Origin of the sequence: Bradyrhizobium sp. HKCCYLRH3061, from assembly GCF_051168015.1 — a bacterium.
Classification (GTDB): Bacteria; Pseudomonadota; Alphaproteobacteria; order Rhizobiales; family Xanthobacteraceae; genus Bradyrhizobium.
Map to the genome: position 1 here is coordinate 100,511 of NZ_JBNPUE010000021.1, position 19,988 is coordinate 120,498.

At 66.2% G+C, this 19,988-nt stretch carries 18 protein-coding genes; 6 read left to right on the plus strand and 12 right to left on the minus strand.

Annotation, left to right across the window (positions count from 1 at the left end; all coding sequences use genetic code 11):
• Window positions 1–120: 120 nt before the first annotated feature.
• From ACQR2C_RS28060 to ACQR2C_RS28085, 6 genes are all read right to left on the minus strand, one after another.
• On the minus strand, window positions 121–540 hold the full coding sequence (locus tag ACQR2C_RS28060; protein ID WP_315802727.1) for an acyl-CoA thioesterase: 420 nt from the start codon (window positions 538–540) through the stop codon (window positions 121–123).
• Window positions 541–592: 52 nt separating this feature from the next.
• A complete protein-coding gene (locus ACQR2C_RS28065; RefSeq protein WP_434882551.1) occupies window positions 593–1,216 on the minus strand; it encodes a flavin reductase family protein in 624 nt (207 codons plus the stop codon).
• Between the two features lie 139 nt (window positions 1,217–1,355).
• Window positions 1,356–1,964, minus strand: a complete 609-nt coding sequence (locus ACQR2C_RS28070; RefSeq protein ID WP_315802870.1) for a TetR/AcrR family transcriptional regulator — start codon at window positions 1,962–1,964, stop codon at window positions 1,356–1,358.
• Between the two features lie 24 nt (window positions 1,965–1,988).
• A complete protein-coding gene (locus tag ACQR2C_RS28075) occupies window positions 1,989–5,129 on the minus strand; it encodes an efflux RND transporter permease subunit (RefSeq protein WP_315802725.1) in 3,141 nt (1,046 codons plus the stop codon).
• Between the two features lie 137 nt (window positions 5,130–5,266).
• A complete protein-coding gene (locus ACQR2C_RS28080) occupies window positions 5,267–6,373 on the minus strand; it encodes an efflux RND transporter periplasmic adaptor subunit (protein WP_434882552.1) in 1,107 nt (368 codons plus the stop codon).
• 416 nt (window positions 6,374–6,789) lie between these two features.
• Window positions 6,790–8,121, minus strand: a complete 1,332-nt coding sequence (locus tag ACQR2C_RS28085) for an MFS transporter (RefSeq protein ID WP_434882553.1) — start codon at window positions 8,119–8,121, stop codon at window positions 6,790–6,792.
• Between the two features lie 129 nt (window positions 8,122–8,250).
• Here ACQR2C_RS28085 and ACQR2C_RS28090 point away from each other — a divergent pair, with 129 nt between their 5' ends.
• Window positions 8,251–8,685, plus strand: a complete 435-nt coding sequence (locus ACQR2C_RS28090) for a DUF2809 domain-containing protein (RefSeq protein WP_434882554.1) — start codon at window positions 8,251–8,253, stop codon at window positions 8,683–8,685.
• Between the two features lie 36 nt (window positions 8,686–8,721).
• Here the strand turns inward: ACQR2C_RS28090 and ACQR2C_RS28095 are convergent, their stop codons facing one another.
• From ACQR2C_RS28095 to ACQR2C_RS28115, 5 genes are all read right to left on the minus strand, one after another.
• A complete protein-coding gene (locus ACQR2C_RS28095) occupies window positions 8,722–9,684 on the minus strand; it encodes an alpha/beta fold hydrolase (protein ID WP_434882555.1) in 963 nt (320 codons plus the stop codon).
• Window positions 9,685–9,732: 48 nt separating this feature from the next.
• Window positions 9,733–10,290, minus strand: a complete 558-nt coding sequence (locus ACQR2C_RS28100; RefSeq protein ID WP_434882556.1) for a TetR/AcrR family transcriptional regulator — start codon at window positions 10,288–10,290, stop codon at window positions 9,733–9,735.
• A 126-nt stretch (window positions 10,291–10,416) separates the two neighbouring features.
• Window positions 10,417–11,589, minus strand: a complete 1,173-nt coding sequence (locus tag ACQR2C_RS28105; protein ID WP_434882557.1) for a winged helix-turn-helix domain-containing protein — start codon at window positions 11,587–11,589, stop codon at window positions 10,417–10,419.
• Between the two features lie 74 nt (window positions 11,590–11,663).
• Entirely contained in the window at window positions 11,664–11,894 is a 231-nt protein-coding gene (locus ACQR2C_RS28110) for a hypothetical protein (protein WP_315802718.1), read from the minus strand.
• 135 nt (window positions 11,895–12,029) lie between these two features.
• Window positions 12,030–12,203, minus strand: coding sequence for a hypothetical protein (locus ACQR2C_RS28115; RefSeq protein WP_434882558.1), 174 nt, complete (start codon window positions 12,201–12,203; stop codon window positions 12,030–12,032).
• Window positions 12,204–12,278: 75 nt separating this feature from the next.
• Between ACQR2C_RS28115 and ACQR2C_RS28120 the strand changes: the two genes are divergently transcribed.
• On the plus strand, window positions 12,279–12,929 hold the full coding sequence (locus ACQR2C_RS28120) for an OmpA family protein (protein WP_434882559.1): 651 nt from the start codon (window positions 12,279–12,281) through the stop codon (window positions 12,927–12,929).
• Window positions 12,930–12,995: 66 nt separating this feature from the next.
• On the opposite strand, the gene ACQR2C_RS28125 is transcribed toward ACQR2C_RS28120, so the two are convergent.
• Window positions 12,996–14,324, minus strand: coding sequence for a phospholipid carrier-dependent glycosyltransferase (locus ACQR2C_RS28125; RefSeq protein ID WP_434882560.1), 1,329 nt, complete (start codon window positions 14,322–14,324; stop codon window positions 12,996–12,998).
• A gap of 139 nt (window positions 14,325–14,463) precedes the next feature.
• Here ACQR2C_RS28125 and ACQR2C_RS28130 point away from each other — a divergent pair, with 139 nt between their 5' ends.
• From ACQR2C_RS28130 to ACQR2C_RS28145, 4 genes are all read left to right on the plus strand, one after another.
• Window positions 14,464–15,165, plus strand: coding sequence for a FecR family protein (locus ACQR2C_RS28130; RefSeq protein ID WP_434882561.1), 702 nt, complete (start codon window positions 14,464–14,466; stop codon window positions 15,163–15,165).
• Window positions 15,162–16,328, plus strand: coding sequence for a hypothetical protein (locus tag ACQR2C_RS28135; protein WP_434882562.1), 1,167 nt, complete (start codon window positions 15,162–15,164; stop codon window positions 16,326–16,328). Before ACQR2C_RS28130 ends, ACQR2C_RS28135 begins: the two co-directional genes overlap by 4 nt.
• A gap of 150 nt (window positions 16,329–16,478) precedes the next feature.
• Window positions 16,479–17,930, plus strand: a complete 1,452-nt coding sequence (locus ACQR2C_RS28140) for an MATE family efflux transporter (RefSeq protein ID WP_434882563.1) — start codon at window positions 16,479–16,481, stop codon at window positions 17,928–17,930.
• 282 nt (window positions 17,931–18,212) lie between these two features.
• Window positions 18,213–19,442 (plus strand): TadE/TadG family type IV pilus assembly protein, encoded by a 1,230-nt coding sequence (locus tag ACQR2C_RS28145; protein WP_434882564.1) that lies wholly within the window; start codon window positions 18,213–18,215, stop codon window positions 19,440–19,442.
• The last annotated feature ends 546 nt before the right edge of the window (window positions 19,443–19,988 follow it).

Consider the following 19,988-nt stretch of genomic DNA (forward strand, 5'->3'; position numbering starts at 1 on the left):
AGACGCCGCGCGAACGTGCTCGAATGAACGCGCATCGCCGGATGCCGGTTCCTATGCCGAGCGAGCGGCATAGGCCGCGCATTAACGGAGGTTATTTGCGGCCGCCGACCGCGAATGTGATCAGGTCGCGATCACGCCATCACGCTGGATCGGCTGCGGCCGGCCGCCGTCGTCGATCGAGACATAGGTGAAATTGCCGTCGGTGACGAGGATCGGCTGCTCCTCTTTCCGGCGCAGCACCCAGGCTTCGAGACGCACCGTCATCGACGTCCGGCCGACGCGGACGAGATGTGCGTAGACCGACACGAGGTCGCCGACATAGACCGCCTTGCGGAAGTTCATCGCCTCGATCGCGACCGTCACCGTGCGCGACTTCGCGACCTTGGCGGCGAACACGCCGCCGCCGACGTCCATCTGGCTGAGCAGCCAGCCGCCGAAGATGTCGCCATTGGCGTTGGTGTCCGCCGGCATCGCCAGCGTGCGGATGCAGAGATCGCCGCGGGGCTCGGTCGGCGCGGCATGGGCGGTCGCTTCGGTCACGTCGGATGGTCTCCAATTGCGGGAGCGTTCAAGAAGGCGCCAAGCAGGGCCGTCAGTCCGGCCTCGCCATTTCGAACATCGCCTCCTGCATGATCTCGAAATAGTCGCCGCGACGGCCGGCGCGGACGATCGGATGCGCGAGCGCTGTCTGGTAGACACCGTCCTTGATCAGCGTCTTGTCGATATGCACGCCGACCACCTCGCCGAGCGTCAGCCAGGCCTGGGCCTTGGTGCCGTCGGCGCCCTGCAGCTGGATGATCTGCGTCACCTTGCATTCGAACGCGACGGGGCTTTCGCCGACCCGCGGCACGTTGACGAACTTGCAAGCGACCGGCGTCACGCCCGCGAGCTTGAACTCGTCGACCTCGCGCGCGACATGCGCGGCGGTCGCATTCATCTGCGTCGCAAGGTCGCGCGTCACCAGGTTCCAGACGAACTCGCCGGTGTCCTGGATGTTGGCGACCGAGTCCTTCCACTGCGTCGAGGAGAAGCCGATGATCGGCGGCGTGTAGTTGAACGCATTGAAAAAGCTATAGGGCGCAAGGTTGACGTGTCCATCCGGATCACGCGACGAGATCCAGCCGATCGGACGCGGCGCGACGATGGCGTTGAAGGGATCGTGGCGCAGGCCGTGGCCGTTCTTCGGTTCGTAGAAATGCAAGTCGCGTTCGATCACGCCGTCGTCTCCTAAGCAGCAGTCATTCCGGGGCGCCTCGCGCGACAAAAATGGCGAAGCCACTTTGATCGGAAGAGGCGAACCCGAAATCTCGAGATTCCGGGTTCGATGCTTCGCATCGCCCCGGAATGACTGCAACCTAGACCGCAGCGCCCCTGGAACCAAGCCCTGCCAGCACGAAATCGATCATCTCGTCGATCGTCGGGCCCGGCTTGGTCGCGCATTGCGCGATCATCTGCGGATGGAAGAAGCGCATCATCGCGGTCGTCGCACATTTTGCCGCCAGCGTCAGGTCGGTGACCGCGAATTCGCCGGACGCCGCGCCCTGCCCGATCACGCGGCCGATGATCTCGGTGATCAGCAGCATGTGCGCCTCGCAGACGTCCCAGCTCTCCTCCATCGCCACCGCGACCATCTCGTGCAGCTTGTTGTCGCCGACATAGCGCTCGGTGTTCATGCGATGGATCGTGCCGAGCAGCTCGCGCAGCCGCGGTGCCGCCGGACCGGGCCGCTCCGCGATCGCGATGGCGGCCGCCTCGACCTGGGCCATCAGCGTGCGGGCGACCCCCCGGTGGATCGCCTTCTTCGAGTCGAAGAACCGGTAGACATTCGCCGGGCTCATGCGGAGCTCCTTGGCGATGTCGGCGACGGTCGTCTTCTGGTAGCCGATCTGTCGAAACAGGCGCTCAGCAACGACGAGAATGCGCTCGTGCGTGTCGGATTCGATATGGTCGGAAACCAGGGTCATCATGCCTGCGATCTTGTTGATCCTTCATTCGGCGGCCTCGGCCAGAGGAAGCGAAGGCCTCGGCACGTCAACGTGCTGCGCTGCGGAATGATCCGCGTCTTTCGCTCCGCGCTCGTCCAGACTCTTGCGGAACCATAAGGCATACAATCCAGGCAAGTACAGCAGCGTCAGGAAGGTTGCAACGAACAACCCGCCCATGATGGTGATCGCCATCGGGCCCCAGAACGCCGAGCGCGACAGCGGGATCATGGCCAGGATCGCCGCCAGCGCGGTCAGCACCACGGGGCGGGCGCGGCGCACCGTGGCCTCGATGATCGCGTCCTTGCGGGTCAGGCCATGGGCGACGTCGGTCTCGATCTGATCGACCAGGATCACCGCGTTGCGCATGATCATGCCGGCCAGCGCGATCAGGCCGAGCAGCGCCACGAAGCCGAACGGCGCGTTGGCGACGTTCAGCCCGAGCGAGGCGCCGACGATGCCAAGCGGCGCCGTCAGGAACACCAGGATCAGCCGCGAGAAGCTCTGAAGCTGGATCATCAGCAGGGTCAGCATCACGATGACCATCAGCGGAAACAGCACGAAGATCGAGGCATTGCCCTTGGCTGATTCCTCGAACGCGCCGCCGGCCTCGATCCGGTAGGCGGGCTCGAGGTGGTTGCGGATATCCTGCAGTTTCGGCGAGATCTGGTTGGTGACATCAGGCGCCTGCACGCCATCGGCCACGTCGGCGCGCACCGTAATCGCCATGTCGCGGTTGCGCCGCCACAGGATCGGCTCCTCGTGGGAATATTCGATCTTGGCGATCTGCTGCAGCGGCACCGCCACGCCGTTCTTCGAGGTGATGGTGAGATCGCCGACATGGGCGAGATCCAGCCGCTCGGACGGTGCCGCGCGCGCGACGACGCCGACCTTCTCGATGCCGTCACGGATGGTCGTGACCTGGACGCCGGAGATCAGCATCGCCAGCGACTGCGACACGTCCTGCGGGGTCAGGCCGAGCGCACGGGCACGATCCTGGTCGACGACCAGCTTGAGGTAAGGCGACTGCTCGTTCCAGTCGAGCTGCGGATCCCTGACATTCGGGTTCTGGCGCATGACGTCACGCACCTGATGGGCGATCTCGCGCACCTTGGCCGCATCGGGACCGATGACGCGGAACTGGACGGGGAAGCCGACCGGCGGACCGAAATTGAAGCGATCGACGCGGACGCGCGCTTCGTTCAGCTCGCCGTTCGCAGCCGCGGTCTCGATCTTGGCCTTGATGCGCTCGCGCGCGGCGACGTCCTTGGCGACGATCACGATCTCGGCGAAGGCCTCGTTCGGCAGTTGCGGGTTGAGGCCGAGCCAGAAGCGCGGCGAGCCCTGCCCGACATAGGCGGTGTAGGTCTCGATGTCCTTGTCGTCCTTCAGCAGCGCCTCGGCCTCGCGCGCCGCCTTCTCGGTGACACCGAACGCGGTGCCCTCCGGCAGCCGCAACTGCAGGAACAGCTCGGGGCGTTCCGACAGCGGGAAGAACTGCTGCTGGACGTGGCCGAAGGCGACGATCGATGCCGCGAACACGCCGACCGTCGCAGCGACGGTGGTGATGCGGTGATCGACGCACCAGCGCACGATGGCGCGCAGGCCGCGATACATGCGCGTGTCGTAGACCGCGTGCTCGTCATGGCCGTGATGGGCCTTCATGTCCGGCAGCAGCTTGACGCCGATATAGGGCGTGAAGATCACCGCGACGAACCAGGACGCGACCAGCGCGATGGCGACGATCCAGAAGATGCTGCCGGCATATTCGCCGACCGCGGAATTGGCGAAGCCGATCGGCAGGAAGCCGGCGGCCGTGACCAGGGTGCCGGTCAGCATCGGGAACGCGGTGGACTCCCACGCAAACGACGCCGCGCGCATCCGGTCCCAGCCCTGCTCCATCTTCACCACCATCATCTCGACCGCGATGATGGCATCATCGACCAGAAGGCCGAGCGCAATGATGAGGGCACCAAGCGAAATGCGGTGCAGGTTCAGCCCCATGATGTTCATGACGATGAAGACGAGCCCCAGCACCAGCGGCACCGACAGCGCCACCACGATGCCGGTACGCCACCCCAGCGCCAGGAACGACACGAACAGCACGATCACCAGCGCCTCGACGAACGAATGCACGAACTCGCTGACGGCGTGCTCGACCACCTTGGGCTGGTCGGCAATCTGCTCGATCTCGATGCCCTGCGGCACGGCCTTCATGAAGTCGTCGGCCGCGGCGTGGACCTCCTTGCCGAGCTCCAGGATGTTGGCCTCCTTGGCCGTGACCACGCCGATGCCGAGCGCGGGCTTGCCCTCCTGCCGCACCTTGAAGCTCGGCGGATCGACGTAGCCGTGAGTGACGGTGGCGATGTCGCCGAGCCGGAACACCCGACCGTTGCTTTCGACCGGCGTCTCCGCCACCGCCTTGGCGCCATCGAGCGCGCCGGTGACACGCAGCGGCACGCGCTGCGACGAGGTCTCGACCGTGCCGGCCGGTGTCACATTGTTCTGCTTGGCAAGCGAATCGAACAGCGCCTGCGGCGTGATGCCGAGCGTGGCGAGCTTGGCATGGCTGAACTCGACATAGATGCGCTCGTCCTGGGTGCCGTAGAGATTGACCTTGGTGACGCCGGCGACCTTCAGCAGGCGCTGGCGCAGGCCTTCGGCGGTCTTCTTCAATTGCGCATAGTCGGCGCCGTCGCCGGTCATCATGAACAGGATCGAATCGACGTCGGAGAACTCGTCATTGACGAACGGACCGACGATGCCCGACGGCAGCGAGGACTGCACGTCGTCGAGCTTCTTGCGGATCAGGTAGAACAGATGCGGCACCTCCTTCGGCGGCGTCGAATCGCGGAAGGTCACCTGCATCGCGGTGAAGGCCGGCTTCGAATAGGTCTGCACCTTCTCGAAATAAGGCAGCTCCTGCAGCTTCTTCTCGATGGGGTCGGCGACCTGGCTCTGCATCTCCACGGCCGTCGCGCCCGGCCACATCACCGAGACGTTGACGACCTTGACGGTGAAGAACGGATCTTCGGCGCGGCCGAGCTTCTGATAGGAGAAGAAGCCGGCGACGCCGAGCGCAATGATCAGGAACAGCACCAGCGGCGGATGATTGACCGCCCAGGCCGACAGGTTGAACCGCTTCATGGGTGCTCTCCGATGATCCGATGCCGTATGCGAGATCGATTTGCTAGAGATCGTCATTCCGGGGCGATGCGCAGCATCGAGCCCGGAATCTCGAGGTTCCGGGTTCGCACTGCGTGCGCCCCGGAACGACAGCAGAGCTAGAACGTCAGCGCCGAGACCACCCGCACCTTCTGCGCGGGATCGATCTTCTGCACGCCGAGCGCCACGACCTTCTCGCCTTCGTCGACGCCTGACGTGACCAGCACGTCCTTGCTGTCGTAGGATTTCACCTTCACCGGCTTGAGCGACACCTCGCCTTTGTCGTTCACCACGTAGAGCGAGGGCTCGCGGCCCTCGCTGAACAGCGCCGACAGCGGCAGCCGCGCGACGCGGGTGGTGGCGGGATCGGCGAGCGTCAAGGTCGCGGTCATGCCGAGCGAGACGGCCTCGCCGGCGTCCGGCAGCGAGAATTTGGCGAGATAGGTGCGCGTGGCGGGATCGGCGGCCGGCGCGATCTCGCGCAGCTTGGCCGCATATTTCTTGTCGGCGTCCGACCACAGCGTGACGTAGGCGCTGCCGGTCTTGGCGCGTTCGAGCAGCGTCTCCGGGATCGCGACCACCGCCTCCTTCTCGGCGAAGCGCGCGACACGGATCGCGGCCTGGCCGGCGGCAACCACCACGCCCGGCTCGATCATGCTCGCGGTGACCACGCCGCGCGCATCCGCAACCAGCGTCGCATAGGACAGCGAGTTGCGGGTCAGCTCGACCGAGCGTTCGGCACGGTTGAGCCGTGCCCTCGCCTCGTCGGCGGACGCCCTGGCCTGGTCCATCTGGGCGTCGGTGGTCCAGCCCTTGGCCCGCAGCTCCTTGGCGCGGGTCTCGGCGGCGGACGCTTGCGCCAGCACGCCGGTGGCGGCGCGGAATTCGGCTTCGGCCTGCTCGGCCTGGAGCTTCAGGTCGACCTCGTCGAGCGTGGCGAGCGGCTGGCCGACATCGACGGTCTGGCCGATCTCGACCAGGCGCTTGGCGACCTTGCCGGCGACGCGGAAGCCGATATCGGCCTCGATGCGCGGGCGGATGGTGCCGACGAAGCTGCGTTCGGGCGTCTCGGCCTCATAGTGGACCGGGGCGACCAGAACCGGCCGGACCGGCTCGGCCTTCTGGGCGACGGTCTCATTGCACCCGGCCAGGGCGACGGCCATGGTGGCCAGCGCAAGACCGGTCAACAGCTTGGAATAGCTCGCGAAAATCAGGCGGATCAACATGGCGCACCCTCGCTGCAGTTGCGAGCGAGTGTCGAATGTTGAGTGATGATTGTCAATATTCGTCAGTGATCATGACTTCGTGAACATCTGGACACGTTGCCGCAGGTGCTCGTTGGCGCGGCAGGCGCTCTTGGGGAGCTCCCCCCAGCCAAGGCGACGGCGGCAGCCGTCGAACCCGGAATCCCGCGCTGGTCGGCACCATCCTCCTCATCTCGAGCTTCGGGTTCGGTCGGCTGATGCAGCCTGCCAACGAACGTCCGCGCGGCCGCCGCGGATCGCCCCCGCCTCGACCCCGCGGAGCGCACGTGCCCTTGCCTGGAAGCCACAACAAAGAGCCCGGTCGAGACCGGGCCCTTCGTCACCTCACTCGATGGGCGATCTCAAGCCTCTGCAATCGTCAGCCGATTGTGCGGTCGCTATTCCGCCGGCGCCTGGCCGGCGAACTCCACCTTGCTCTCATGGCCGCCGAAGAACACCAGCAGCCCGGCGATCAGCGGCAGCACCGACAATGCGAGCAGGCCATGGGTGGTCGAGCCGGTGGTGTCCTTGATCCAGCCGACCAGATAGGGGCCGCCGAAACCGGCGAGATTGCCGATCGAGTTGATCAGCGCGATGGCGCCGGCGGCGGCCGTGCCCGACAGCCACGCCGTGGGCAAGGTCCAGAACACGCCGAAGACGCAGAACACGCCGATCGCGGCAACCGTCAGCGCGACCATGGTGAGCGTGGGATCGCCGATCATGCTCGATGCCGCCAGCGCCACCGCGATCAGGATCAGTGGCGCACCGACGTGCACGACGCGCTCGCGCGTCGCATCCGAATGCCGCGCCCACAGGATCATCGCCACGGTGCCGAACGCATAGGGGATCGCGGTGACGAAGCCGGTCTGCACATTGCTCAGTCCGAACGCCTTGACGATCTGCGGAAGCCAGAACTGCATGCCGTAGAGCGCGCCGACGAAACCGAAATAGATCAGGCTGAGCACGATCACCTTGGGCGACGACAGCGCCTCACCGAGCGTCATGTGTCCGGCGGCCTGCTTCGCCGCGGTCTCGGCCTCGAGCTTTGCCGCGAGCCAGGCCTTCTGCTCCGCCGACAGCCAGGTCGCGTGCTCCGGCCGGTCGGTCAGGTAGAACCAGGTGACGACGCCGAGGATGACCGAGGGGATGCCCTCGATGATGAACAGCCACTGCCAGCCCTGCAGTCCCATCAGGCCGTGCAGGCCGAGCAATAGGCCCGACACGGGCGCGCCGATCACGGTCGAGATCGGCACGGCGACCGCAAAGGCGGCGAGGAAGCGCGCGCGATACTGCGCGGGATACCAGTAAGTGAGATAGAGGATGATGCCCGGGAAGAATCCGGCCTCGGCGACGCCGAGCAGGAAGCGCAGCGTGTAGAAGCTCCACGGGCCCGAGACCAGCGCCATCAGCGCCGAGATGATGCCCCAGGTCACCATGATGCGCGCGATCCAGCGGCTGGCGCCGAACTTCTCCAGCGCCAGATTGCTCGGCACCTCGAAGATGAAATAGCCAATGAAGAAGATGCCGGCGCCCCAGGCGAACACCAGCGGCGAGAACTTCAGCTCCGCATTCATGGTCAGCGCGGCGAAGCCGAGATTGACCCGGTCGAGATAGGAGAAGAAATAGGCCAGCACCAGGAACGGAATCAGCCGCCAGGAGATGGCGCGGATGGTCGCGGCCTCGATGTCGGAGCGGCCAGGCGCGGCCGGGGTGGTGGCGGACGGACTCATCGATCTCCTCCCGGGAGCATTGCAGACATTGGTAGTTGATGGGCGGTGTTGAGCATCGGTCGTGGCAAGTCAATCGGAAAACCTGACATCCCACAGCCCGTCGGCGCATCGCGGGGGCGCGGCACGCGCATGACGCTCTCGTCACCCGGGATGCTCGCCCGCGCTGACAGGCGCCGCCGCGCAGCACGAGCGCTCGCGACGGCGCTGATCGTGATCGCGCTCGGGCTCGGCCTGCGTTTCCACGGTCCCGGCCTCGGCCTTCCCGCCTTGATCGTCAAGTATGGCGGCTCCGTGCTCTGGGCGACGATGGTCTATATGCTGCTCGTCGCGCTGCTGCCGCGAATGGCGGTGTGGCAGATCGCCGGCCTCGCGCTCGCCATCGCCGCCATCGTCGAAGCCTTCAGGCTGATCCACACGCCCTGGCTCGACAGCTTTCGCCTGACGCTGGCGGGCGCGCTGCTGCTCGGCCGCATCTTCTCGCTGTGGAACATTGCCGCCTATGTGGTCGGCATCCTCATCGGCGTCTGGATCGACCGGATCGCGATGCGGCCGGCTTCGGCATAGGCTTGCCCCGGGCAAGCTGCGACATCGCGCGAGAGCTCAGCCCGACGCGGTACCGACGCGGCTGAAAAAGGCGTTCAGCTCCTCGGCCAGAACGGCAGGCTGCTCTTCCGGGATGTAGTGGCCGCACGAAGATATGGTGATGCCCTCGACGTGATCAGCGACCTCCCTGAGCGGCGCGGCCATGTCCACGATCGATCCCTGGTCGGCGTCGACGGCCAGCACCGGCGGCTTCAGCTTGCCCCGGGCTTTCAGCTCGCGATTCTGGAGCGCGGACAGTGCGGCGGCACGATAATAGGCGAGCCCGGCGCGCAAGCCGCCGGCCTTGGTCAGCACCCGGGCGTATTCGTCGAGATCGCTTTCGGAGAAGGCTTGGGGATTGGCACCTTTCCGCCGCAGGAACCAGGCGAGATAGTCGCGTTCGCGACCGTGGATCAGCATCTCCGGGAGATCCGCGACGGCGTGGAACGCGAAGTGCCAGGTGCGCCACGCACGGTCGGGCGTGAACGGCAGCGCCTCCGGCAAGGTGACGCCGGGAATTCCCGCGTCGAGCAGGGCCAGGCTGCGCACCTCGGCTTCGAACAAGGCCGCATAGGGATAGGCCACCCACGCGCCGATATCGTGCCCCACCAGATGATAACTGGTGAGGCCGAGTTGCTGCAGCAGGCGATGCACCGCCGTCGCCAGGGCCTGCGTGTCGTAGCCGTCGGCCGGCCGGTCCGAGTCACCCTGCCCTGGGACATCGACGGCAATGACCCGATACCGCGACCCGAGCAGCGGCATGACCTTGCGCCAGGCAAACCAGCTTTCGGGAAAGCCGGCGAGCAGCACCACGACATCGCCAGCCGGCGGGCCACCGCTGACATAGTGCAGCCGGACGCCGTCGACGGTTTCGAAGCGATGGGTGAATCCCAGCAGCGACGGCTCGGCGCGACTGAACGGCTCCGCCGCGACCAGCCGCGGTGGAGTTTTGGCAGGGATGGCGTTCATCAACTCGGGCATTGATCACTCTCCTATTTTAGAACAAACGTTTCCTATTTCGGCACGACATCATGCGAGCAACGCCGCGGCCTGATTTGCGACGCTCATCATCTCGCTCCTTGCACGCCCCGTCTTGCCAACCACCCGCAGCCCTTGGATCACGCAGAAGAGCGCGCCCGCGACGGCTTCCGGGTCGAGCGCCGGCCGGATCGATCCGTCGGCCTGTCCCAACTTGATCAGGTCGCGCAACAAGGTCTCAACCCGGCGCAACGCCCCCCGGACCTTGGCGGCAGCCTCCGCATCCAAGGTAGCGAGTTCGGTCGCGCTGGTGACGACGAGGCAGCCGCGCCGGCCTTCGCTGTCGCTGGCGGATTCCGCGTAGAACTGCAGCAAGGCCTTGAGCTTGTCGCATCCGCTGTGGTGTGGATCGAGGCAGTCGCGAACCTGCCGGTCGCGGCGCGCGATGTAGTGATCGAGCGTCGCCAGAAAGATCGCGTGCTTGTCCGCGAAGGCCTTGTAGAGGCTTCCGGTGGTGAGCTTCATGGCAGCGCGCAATTCGGCCAGCGACGCGCCGTGGTAGCCGCGCTCGCTGAAGACCACCAGGGCCCTGTTCAGTGCAGTGTCCATATCGAACTCGCGCGGCCGACCGGGGCCGCGGCGCTCGGATGAATTCGTTCGTGACCGCGTCATTCCTTCTTTTAGGAAACATTCATTTCCAAATCAAGAGCACGACGGGACTCTCCGGCGCAGCGGTCAGTCTCCAAGTTGAAAGCGCTGGAACCGGTGCAACTCGTCCTCGATCTGCCGCTTCAGCGCCTTGCGCGGCTCGCCACGCGCGGCCTTGCCCTGGCCGACCCAGCTCCATTTCTGCATCAGGAGCTTGCCGTTCTGGCGGTCGGTCTTGAGGTCGAGCGCGGCGACGATCTCGTCCCCGACCAGGACGGGCAGCGCGAAATAGCCGAACAGACGCTTGTCCTTCGGGACATAGGCCTCGAAGCGATGATCGTAGTCGAAGATCGCCTGCGTCCGCTTGCGCTGGATGATCAGCGGATCGAACGGCGACAGGATGTGCACGCGCGCCGGATCGATTTCAACCGGCTCGTCCAACGCTGCTGGCGTCGCCCAGTGCTCCTGCTTGCCGGCGCCCTCCAGCGCCACCGGCACAAGCGTGCCGCGCCTGACCCTGGCATCGATCACCCGGCGCACCGCGGCCTTGCTGGGGGCATTGAGATGGCAGAGCGAATCGAGGCTGACGACGCCTTGCGCGCGCAGGCCGCGGTCGAGCAGATAGGCCGCGATCTCGCGATCGTTGGCGCCCTTCGGCAGCCGTTCCCAGCCGAAATGCCGGGTGGTGAGGTCGTAGGTCTTGAGCATGCCGTCGCGGCCCGACACCGTCAGCACGCCCTCGTAGAAGCCGAGTTGCAGCGCGCGCTTCGACGGCTTGCGGCTGGCCCAGGCGTGGTCCTTCTCGCGCAGCACGTCGTCGTCGATGTCGCGGATCGTCAGCGCGCCGCCTTGGCGGATCAGCCGCATGACCTTGCGCGTATCCTCCGGCTTCACGGTCGTGAGCCAGCGATGGCCCTCGCGGCGGTGGCGGCGCATCGCCGGAACGAAGTAGCGGAAGTCCTGCACCGGAATATAGGACAGCGCGTGGGTCCAATATTCGAACACGGTCTTGTCCGCGCTCTGCGCCTGCCTGAGATCGGCGCGGCGATAGGCTGGAATGCGGTTGAACAGGATGTGGTGATGGCAGCGCTCGATGACGTTGATGGTGTCGATCTGCACATAGCCGAGATGGGCGATGGCGGCGGCGACCGCCTCCGGGCCCGCGCCGAACGGTGCCTCGGCATCGAGGCGCTGCGCGCGCAGCCAGATGCGGCGCGCCTGCGGCTTGGAGAGCGGGATGGGCGTGGAAACGGCGGGCATGCCGCGCAATGGTGCGAGATTCGCCCCCGCTCCCGCAACGGCGAATCAGGCCGACGGGAACCCCTTGCGGAACCTCAAGGCTTGGACTTGTCCGGAATGCTGCCGGTGGCGATCTCGGCCTTGCAGCTGGCGCGGCCGGGATCGGGCGCACGGCATTTGTAGATGCGGCCGGTCAGGCGGTCGACCAGCCAGGCCGTATCCTCGGAGGGACTTTCCAGGCCGACATAGCGGTTGCCGACAGCCGTGAACAGCGTCGACAGCAGGATCGATGCGGCAATGATCCCTGCTCCAATCAGCGTCGACATGGAACCGGACGATCCCGCCTGATCCTGGCTGCTCGCCCGATGGGACTGATAGTCGCGCCTGTGCGATGGGTTGAACACGGCTCTGCTTTTCTGTTCGCGTTTCTTGACTACGAATCCACTCGCCGTTCGCGTCCCTCAGGTTTGCGATTTTTTCCCGGCGAGCGCTATCCGGTAGAACCGCATCTGGCCGATTTGTTGTTCGCGGACCGGCCAGCTGCCGATCGCTTTGCGGCAGCGCGCGGCGCGTCCCGCGGACCGCTCGCTTCGCCCCTCGAGGGCCGCCTGGCCCGACAACGTGACGTCGATCACATTGGACGCTTTGAACCCGTTCTATCGTTCACGCATCCAATGGCCATAGGGCATGACGACCCGAGGATAACGACGATGACCCCATATTTTGGACGTTTTGCAGTTCAGGCGGCGGCGTTCTCCGCGATGCTGGCAATCGGCGCAGGCACCGCTTTCGCCGGCGAGGCCGTGTCGGCCGACAAGATCCTCAACGCGCTGAGGCCGAAGGCCGTGACGCGCGGCATCTCGATCGGACCGCAGGCGAACCCGCAGGCCGACACGGCGACGCAGGCGAAGCAAGCGGCCTTCATCGACAGCATGCGCAACCGCAAGACCCGCTCGCTGTCGCTCGGCGAGCGCGAGCAGATCGCCGAGATCGCGGCGACCAAGCCCAAGATCGATCTCGAGATCCAGTTCGACTACAATTCGGCCGACATCAGCAAGGCCTCGATGCCGGCCGTGCAGGAGCTCGGCAAGGCGCTGTCCGATCCGAACCTGAAGGGCTCGACCTTCGTGGTCGCCGGCCATACCGACGGCATCGGTAGCGACGGCTTCAACCAGGATCTCTCGGAGCGCCGCGCCGACACCATCAAGCGCTATCTGGTCGAGAAGTTCGCCCTCCCCGGCCAGGACCTCGTCACGGTCGGCTACGGCAAGACCAAGCTCAAGGACGCGGCCAACCCGGCCGATCCGCTCAACCGGCGGGTCCAGGTCGTCAACATGGACACCAAAACCGCGGCGAAGTGAGCGCTCCGCCGCGCATCGCCCCGCCTGCTTACGGTCCCTGGCGGGCGGGACGCTTTTTGTCCGCGTTCAGATCCAGCTCTGGAACAGCATCAGCCGGGTGAAGGTCTGCATCGTCGTGCCGATGAAGGCGGCGCTGATCGGCAGCATCGCGACGAAGCCCAGGATCGCGACGGCGACATAGCTCACCAGCACCCAGCGCGGCCAGCGCAGCAGCGCATGGACGAGCGCGAGGCTCGCCAGCGTCGCCGACGGCAGGTAGTAGTAGATGAAGCTTAGCGCGCGCGGCAGCAGCGCCCAGGGCAGATAGCAGCCGAGATAGAACGCCAGGATCAGGAACGCCGTCGCGCTGCGCGTCGCGATGAAATCCCGGGCGCAGATCGCGAGCGCGGCCAGCGCCGGCCACAGCACCAGCGGATTGCCGAGCAGCACCACCGCGGCGATGTCGGTGTCACCATTCTTGTCGAACAGGAACCAGACCGGACGGACCAGCAGCGGCCAGGTCGGCCATGCGCTCATATAGGTGTGGCCGGCGATCGCCGTGGTGACGCTGTCGGCGAAGATGCGCCGCTGCGCCTCGAAGATGCCCATGACGGACAGGCCGTGCAGCGGGACGAAGGTCGCGAGATAGCAGACAGCGGGCATCGCGACGAGGCACAGCACGATCTGCAGCCAGCTCAGTTGCGGCCATTGCTCGGGCCGATACCAGTCGGTCGGCTCGCCATCGCCGAACGAGGTCTGCCAATGCTGCAACAGCTTGATGAGACCGACGATGAGAAGCGCCGTCAAGAGCGGAAACAGCCCGCTCCATTTGCAGGCGATCGCAAGGCCGAACAGCGCCCCCGCCAGCGCGAACACGACCTGCGGCCGGCGCTGCCTGAACGAAAACAGGAAGGCTGCGATCCCGAGCAGGCTGAAGGCGAGCGCGCCGATGTCGAGCATCGCGATGCGCGCCTGCACGAACAGCATCTGGTTGAAGGCCGCGAGCACCGCCGCCGCGATGGCAGGCCATTGCGCCGCGAACAGCGCCAGGCCGCACAGATAGATCGCGGCGACGGCGAGCCCGCCGAGCACGGTACCGGGATAGCGCCATGCGAAGGCATTGTCGCCGAACGTCCTGATCGACAGCGCGATCAGCTCCTTGGCGAGCGGCGGATGCATCGGGTTGAGCTGCGGCGTCGCCGGCCCCAGTCCCAGCATCTGCCGCGCCGCCGGCACGTAATGCACCTCGTCGAAGACGAATTTCGGCGGAGAAGCGAGCCCGATCATCAGCACGACGTGCGCGATCGCGAAGATCAGCAACGCCGTCATCACGCAGCGGCGGACCGACAGAGCGCCATCCTGCGCAACCTCGCCGTCATCTTCGTCGTCATCCCGGCGAGCAGCAGATACCTTCATGGGCCTCCGCGTTGAACTGATCCCACGGTGACGGCAACTAACCACCGAACGGTCATCGAGGCAAACTTGTGCCCATTTTACAACAACCCCGCGCGCCGTCTTCGGCTAGATTGAGCAAGGAACAATCTTCGGTGTGGATATGAGTCAGCGTCGCCGAACCTGTGTCGCTGCAATCTCGGCTGCCGCCCTGCTGGGCGCGGCGGGCGGGGCAAGCGCCGACGGCCGCATCGGCGAAGCCGTGCTGGTGCAGAAGGACGTGCTGCGCGTTGCAGGCGCGGCGAGCAGCCCGATCAATGTCGGCGACGGCGTCGTGCGCAACGAGACGGTGCGCACCGGCAATGACAGCGCCGCGCGGCTCGTCATGATCGACAGCACCAATCTCTCGCTCGGCGCCAACGCCACCCTGACGCTCGACCGCACCGTCTTCAACGACGAGACCAGCTATCGCGACATCGCGATCCGGCTCGGCACCGGCGCGTTCCGCTTCGTCACCGGCCATTCCGAGAAGACCGCCTACAAGATCAACACGCCGCTCGCGACCATCGGCGTGCGCGGCACCATCCTCGACATCCGCTCGCAGCGCGGCCAGACCATGGTCGTGCTGCAGGAAGGCGCGTCGCGGGTCTGCACCCTCACCTTCCAATGCCTCGAGCTGACCCAGCCCGGCGACACGGCCATCATCACCGCAACCGGCAACGGCAGGAGCACGATCAAGAAGACCAGCAATCCGTCCTGGAGCTTTGCGGCGAGCTGCGCGTCGACATCGGGCCTCTGCACGGTCACCGATCTCGCCAGCAATGCGCCGCCGCAGGACTTCACCGGCATCCTGTGCGGGCGATGACGATGAGGACGCGACGCGGTCAGCTTGCTCTCCTGATGACGGCCATCGCCGGCGGGCTGCTCGCGCTCGCCCTGCAAGCCGCGCCGGCCGCCGCGCAGAGCAATTGCGGGGTGGACAATTTCGAGGCGGCGCCGTGCCCGACCCCGTCGCCGTCTCCGACCTCCTCGCCCACCGCGACGCCGACGCCGTCGGCCACGCCGACGTCGACCGCCAGTCCGACGCCGACGCCCTCGCCCTCGAGCACGCCGACCCCGTCGCCGTCGCCCACCGGCGCGGGAAACAGCGCCAACGCGATCAACAGCCTCGCCGACCAGCGCTTCAACCAGATGATCACCAACCGCGTGCTCGGGCTGGTGCTGCTCGGCGTCAATGAGCAGGTCAACTGCAGCGACTGCGTCAGCGCGTTCGGCTCGGCCGGCTCGTTCTCGGCGGGCATCCATGGCCGCAAGCAGCTCACCAGCAATCTGGCGCTGCTCGCCGGCCTCGCCTACACGCACTACGACGAGAACGGCTATCACGTGACGTCTGCGCCGATCGGCGCCTTTGCACTGCGCTACGACTTCGCCGACTGGGGCTCGTCGCGGCCGTTCTTCGACGTCGGCACCATCCTGACGCCCTATGAGCGCGTGCGCTACGGCCGCAGCTATGCGACGAGCCTCGGCAACGTCACCGTGGACGGCACCACCACGGCATCGAACTACGCGGTCTATGGCCGCGCCGGCTGGATCAGCCGGTTCTCGCCGCGCGACGAGCTCGCGGCTTCGGTCGAGCTTTGGCAATTGTGGCAGCACGTCGCCGGCTATCGCGATCCCACGGTGGCCTTCAACCCGTTCGACGCGACGATCGCCGGCGGCACCGACCGCACCAGCCTGGTCAAGGTCGGCGGCCAGTGGACCCACCTGTTCGGCACGAGCATCGAGGCCAACATCAATGGCGGCTACGTCCAGTCGTTCGCGACCAGCTCCGGCATCGTCGCCACCGTCACCGGCAACGGCACGGTGACGCCGACCATGGGCAACCAGGGCTGGTTCGAATATGGCGGCCGGCTCGGCTTCCGCCTGCCGCAGGGCTGGATCGCCGACCTGTTCGTCAACGGCACGCTCGGCCCGCAGCCGGTCGGCAACACCATCCACGGCGGCATCGGCCTGCGCGTCCATTACTAGCGGGCCGCCCCGGCGCAGCGGATCACCCTGCTCCGCCAAATTTTCATGATCGGCCTGCGCCCGCGTCGCCTTGACCCGCGCCCGGCGGCGGACCTATTGAATGATGATCGTCATTTCAATGCAACGGCTCGCCAGGCGCGCGGAGATCCGATGGACGTTTCCACCCAGGCGACCAGCGAGGCCCGGCGTAGCGGCACGGCAGCTCCGGAGGCGCCAACGCCGCTTGTCACGCCGGCCCCGGCTCCGTCGCGCGCCAAGGCCGAATCGGTCCGCACGGCATTGCTCTCCGGCCCGGTGCTGCCGACGCTGTTCCGGCTGGCGCTGCCGACCATGACGGTGCTGGTGGCGCAGACCGCGGTCAACGTCGCCGAGGCCTACTACGTCGGCTTCCTCGGCACTGATGCGCTGGCCGGCGTCGCGCTGGTGTTCCCGATCTTCATGCTGATGACGATGATGTCCAATGGCGGCATCGGCAGCGGCGTCTCCTCGGCGGTGGCGCGCGCCGTCGGCGCCGGGCACAACGCCGATGCCGATGCCATCGCGTTCCATGCGATCGTGCTGGCGGTGATCGCCGGCGGCCTGTTCACGCTCGCGACCGCCCTGTTCGGCCCGGCCCTGTATCACGCGCTCGGCGGGCGTGCCGGCGCGCTGGAGGCGGCGCTGCGCTACTCCAACTATCTGTTCGCCGGCGCCATCCCGGTGTGGATCGTCAACCTGCAGGCGGCAGCGCTGCGCGGCGCCGGCAATGTGCGCGTGCCGGCGCTGGTCACCCTGGTCGGCGCGCTGGTCATGATCCCCGCCTCGCCGCTGCTGATCTTCGGCCTCGGTCCGCTGCCGGGGCTCGGCATCGCCGGCGCGGGCATCGCCTTCGGCCTGTATTACTGCGGCGCCATGCTGGTGCTGGTGCGCTACATGGCCTCCGGCCGCTCGAGCCTGCATGTGCGCGTGGCGCGGCTGCAGGCCCGGCTGTTCGCCGACATCCTGAGAGTCGGGCTGCCGACCGCGCTGAACGCGGTCATGGTCAATCTCACCGTCATCCTGGTGACCGCGCTCGCCGGCCGCTTCGGCACCTCCGAACTCGCCGCCTATGGCATCGCCTCGCGGCTCGACTACATCATGATCCCGATCCTGTTCGGACTGTGCACGGCCACCCTGACCATGGTCGGCATCAATGTCGGCGCCGGACAGCGCGGCCGTGCGCGCCGCATCGCCTGGATCAGCGCCCTGGCGGGCGCAGCGCTGGTCGGGACCATCGGCGTGATCGTGGCGCTGCATCCGCCGCTCTGGCTCGGCCTGTTCAGCCGCGACGCCGAGGTTGTGCGCGAGGGCGCGACCTATCTGCGCACCGTGGCGCCGGCCTACGCCGCACTCGGCTTCGGCTTCGTGCTGGCTTTTGCCGGCCAAGGCGCGGGGCACGTGCTATGGCCGTTCGTCGGCTCCGCCCTGCGCGTGCTGATCGCGGCGGGCGGCGGCTATGCCGCCGTCGTCATGCTCGGCGGCGGCATGGCCTCGCTCGCCGCGATGGTCACCCTGTCGCTCGTCGCCTACGCACTGGTGTGCAGCCTCGTTCTCTCGCCCTGGATCTGGCGCGCGCCTGCTTAGCGACACCAACCGGCAAGCGCAATCCAACGACCTGCAACTCACAACCAGTCACCGCCGAATACAAGCAATTCGCGCGGCTACTACCAGTGAGTGGTGCGAACGAGCACCTCTCGATGATCCGGCAAATACACTGATAACCTTCGGCTTCCGCAACGACGTCGCAGGGTTCCTTTACGGAACCGGATTCAGCATGCGGTAATGTCTGGCCGCCACTTCCTTGCAGCACGGGCTCGCATCCGCCGGCGTCGAGCCTCGGACAGCCATCAGCAGGAAGCGTTGCACATGACCGTATCGATTTCGTCGAAGACACTTCGCGATCTGGCATGGAGATTTGGCCGCGCGAAGGACGGCCAGATCAGCATGATCTTCGCCATCACCATCATCCCCATCCTGGTGTCGGTCGGCGCCGCCGTCGATTTCGCCAAATCCAGCGACACCAAGGCGCAACTCCAGAAGTCGGTCGATGCCGCGGTCCTCGCCGGCGTGACCCAGGCCAGCGCGCAGCAGGTCTCGACCGCGAGCGCGGTGTTCTCGGGCAGCTTCAAGGGCCGGTTCGGCAGCGGCACATCGGCGACCTTCACGCCCAACGGCGACGGCTCGCTGTCGGGCACCGCGACGACCATGGTGAAGACCTCGTTCCTCAACGTCATGGGCACGACGTCGCTCGGCGTGACGGCGTCCGCTACGGCGAAAGCCGGTGCGCAGGCCAGGTCGCCGGTCTGCATCCTGCTGGTCAGCACCATCAACGCGCAATCGTTGCTGGTGAATTCCGGCGCCCAGCTCAATGCGCCGAGCTGCGAGGTTCACGTGCTGTCGACGCAGAGCCCGGCGGCGATGTTCAACGCCACGCTCAACGTCAAGCGCATCTGCATCAAGGGCACCAACATCACCAAGAACGGCGGCGTCACGCCGCCGGCCGAGACCGGCTGCGCGGCGATCGCCGATCCCTTCGCCGGCAAGCTGCCCGCCGTCACGGTGGGCGCGTGCACCACCAACAACAAGGTCTACGATCCCGGCTCGGTCACGCTCAGCCCCGGCGTGTATTGCGGCGCGACCAATTTCAACGGCTCCGGCACGCTGACGCTCAATCCCGGCCTCTACATCATCAAGGGCGGCGCGATGACCTTCAACTCGGGGTGGACGGTGACGGGCAGCGGCGTCACCTTCTACCTCGTCGACCAGAACGCGACGCTCACCTTCAACGGCAACGTCAATGCGACGCTGTCGGCGCCGACCAGCGGCACCTACGCCAACATCCTGATGTACGAGCCGTCAGGCCTGTCGACGACGAACCTGCCGATCAACGGCACCAGCAGCTCGTCCTACACCGGCCTGATGTACCTGCCGAGCCGCAACGTCACCATCAACTCGGTCTCGACCATGAGCAGCAACAGCGTCACGATGGTGTTCAACACGCTGATCCTCAACCAGACCAACTGGGCGATCGCGCCCGGCGCGCTGTCGATGTCGGCGACCAGCGGCCAGGCCGGCACGGCGTTTTTGTCGAAGTAGCTTGCTGCATATGAGGCACGCTCCAGCCGCAATGACGGTGCGCCCCCTCTCCCCGTTCTTCACGGGGAGAGGGTTGGGGTGAGCGGCAGCCGCACGAGCGGTTTGAGTCGATAGCCTCCACCCGTCTCACCTGAATCACAGAGGTTCGGATCACATCACGAACGTCCTCACGCCAAGAAAGAACGGACCTAACAACTAAGACTTCTTGTGTGGCTGCCCCTCACCCCGACCCTCTCCCCGTAAGAACGGGGAGAGGGAGCGCACCAGTCGTTGTTCTTGCAGCGTTGTTCTTGCAGCGTCGCTCCTGCAACATCGCTCAAGCGGATCGGTTTCCCGGCGATTCTAAAGCACACCGCTGAACCTGCTCTGCTCTCCTTGAGGCCGACGCCTCCCCCGCGCGTCCACCGCCCGCGGCAAGATCCCACGTCATCACGCCTCTCACACCTTTGTCACCCACTCTCCCTTGACACCCAGCGCGACTTGAGATGATGTTATGTTATAACATAACGATTGAGGCCGCATGCCCGTTCGCCGGCACCGACCCCT

Bases quoted from the DNA above. Each gene is read 5' to 3' on its own strand.
- ACQR2C_RS28070 (WP_315802870.1), bottom strand. From the start codon at position 1,964: ATGACCCTGGTTTCCGACCATATCGAATCCGACACGCACGAGCGCATT.
- ACQR2C_RS28075 (WP_315802725.1), bottom strand. From the start codon at position 5,129: ATGAAGCGGTTCAACCTGTCGGCCTGGGCGGTCAATCATCCGCCGCTG.
- ACQR2C_RS28080 (WP_434882552.1), bottom strand. From the start codon at position 6,373: ATGTTGATCCGCCTGATTTTCGCGAGCTATTCCAAGCTGTTGACCGGT.
- ACQR2C_RS28085 (WP_434882553.1), bottom strand. From the start codon at position 8,121: ATGAGTCCGTCCGCCACCACCCCGGCCGCGCCTGGCCGCTCCGACATC.
- ACQR2C_RS28090 (WP_434882554.1), top strand. From the start codon at position 8,251: ATGACGCTCTCGTCACCCGGGATGCTCGCCCGCGCTGACAGGCGCCGC.
- ACQR2C_RS28095 (WP_434882555.1), bottom strand. From the start codon at position 9,684: ATGCCCGAGTTGATGAACGCCATCCCTGCCAAAACTCCACCGCGGCTG.
- ACQR2C_RS28100 (WP_434882556.1), bottom strand. From the start codon at position 10,290: ATGGACACTGCACTGAACAGGGCCCTGGTGGTCTTCAGCGAGCGCGGC.
- ACQR2C_RS28105 (WP_434882557.1), bottom strand. From the start codon at position 11,589: ATGCCCGCCGTTTCCACGCCCATCCCGCTCTCCAAGCCGCAGGCGCGC.
- ACQR2C_RS28110 (WP_315802718.1), bottom strand. From the start codon at position 11,894: ATGTCGACGCTGATTGGAGCAGGGATCATTGCCGCATCGATCCTGCTG.
- ACQR2C_RS28120 (WP_434882559.1), top strand. From the start codon at position 12,279: ATGACCCCATATTTTGGACGTTTTGCAGTTCAGGCGGCGGCGTTCTCC.
- ACQR2C_RS28125 (WP_434882560.1), bottom strand. From the start codon at position 14,324: ATGAAGGTATCTGCTGCTCGCCGGGATGACGACGAAGATGACGGCGAG.
- ACQR2C_RS28130 (WP_434882561.1), top strand. From the start codon at position 14,464: ATGAGTCAGCGTCGCCGAACCTGTGTCGCTGCAATCTCGGCTGCCGCC.
- ACQR2C_RS28135 (WP_434882562.1), top strand. From the start codon at position 15,162: ATGACGATGAGGACGCGACGCGGTCAGCTTGCTCTCCTGATGACGGCC.
- ACQR2C_RS28140 (WP_434882563.1), top strand. From the start codon at position 16,479: ATGGACGTTTCCACCCAGGCGACCAGCGAGGCCCGGCGTAGCGGCACG.
- ACQR2C_RS28145 (WP_434882564.1), top strand. From the start codon at position 18,213: ATGACCGTATCGATTTCGTCGAAGACACTTCGCGATCTGGCATGGAGA.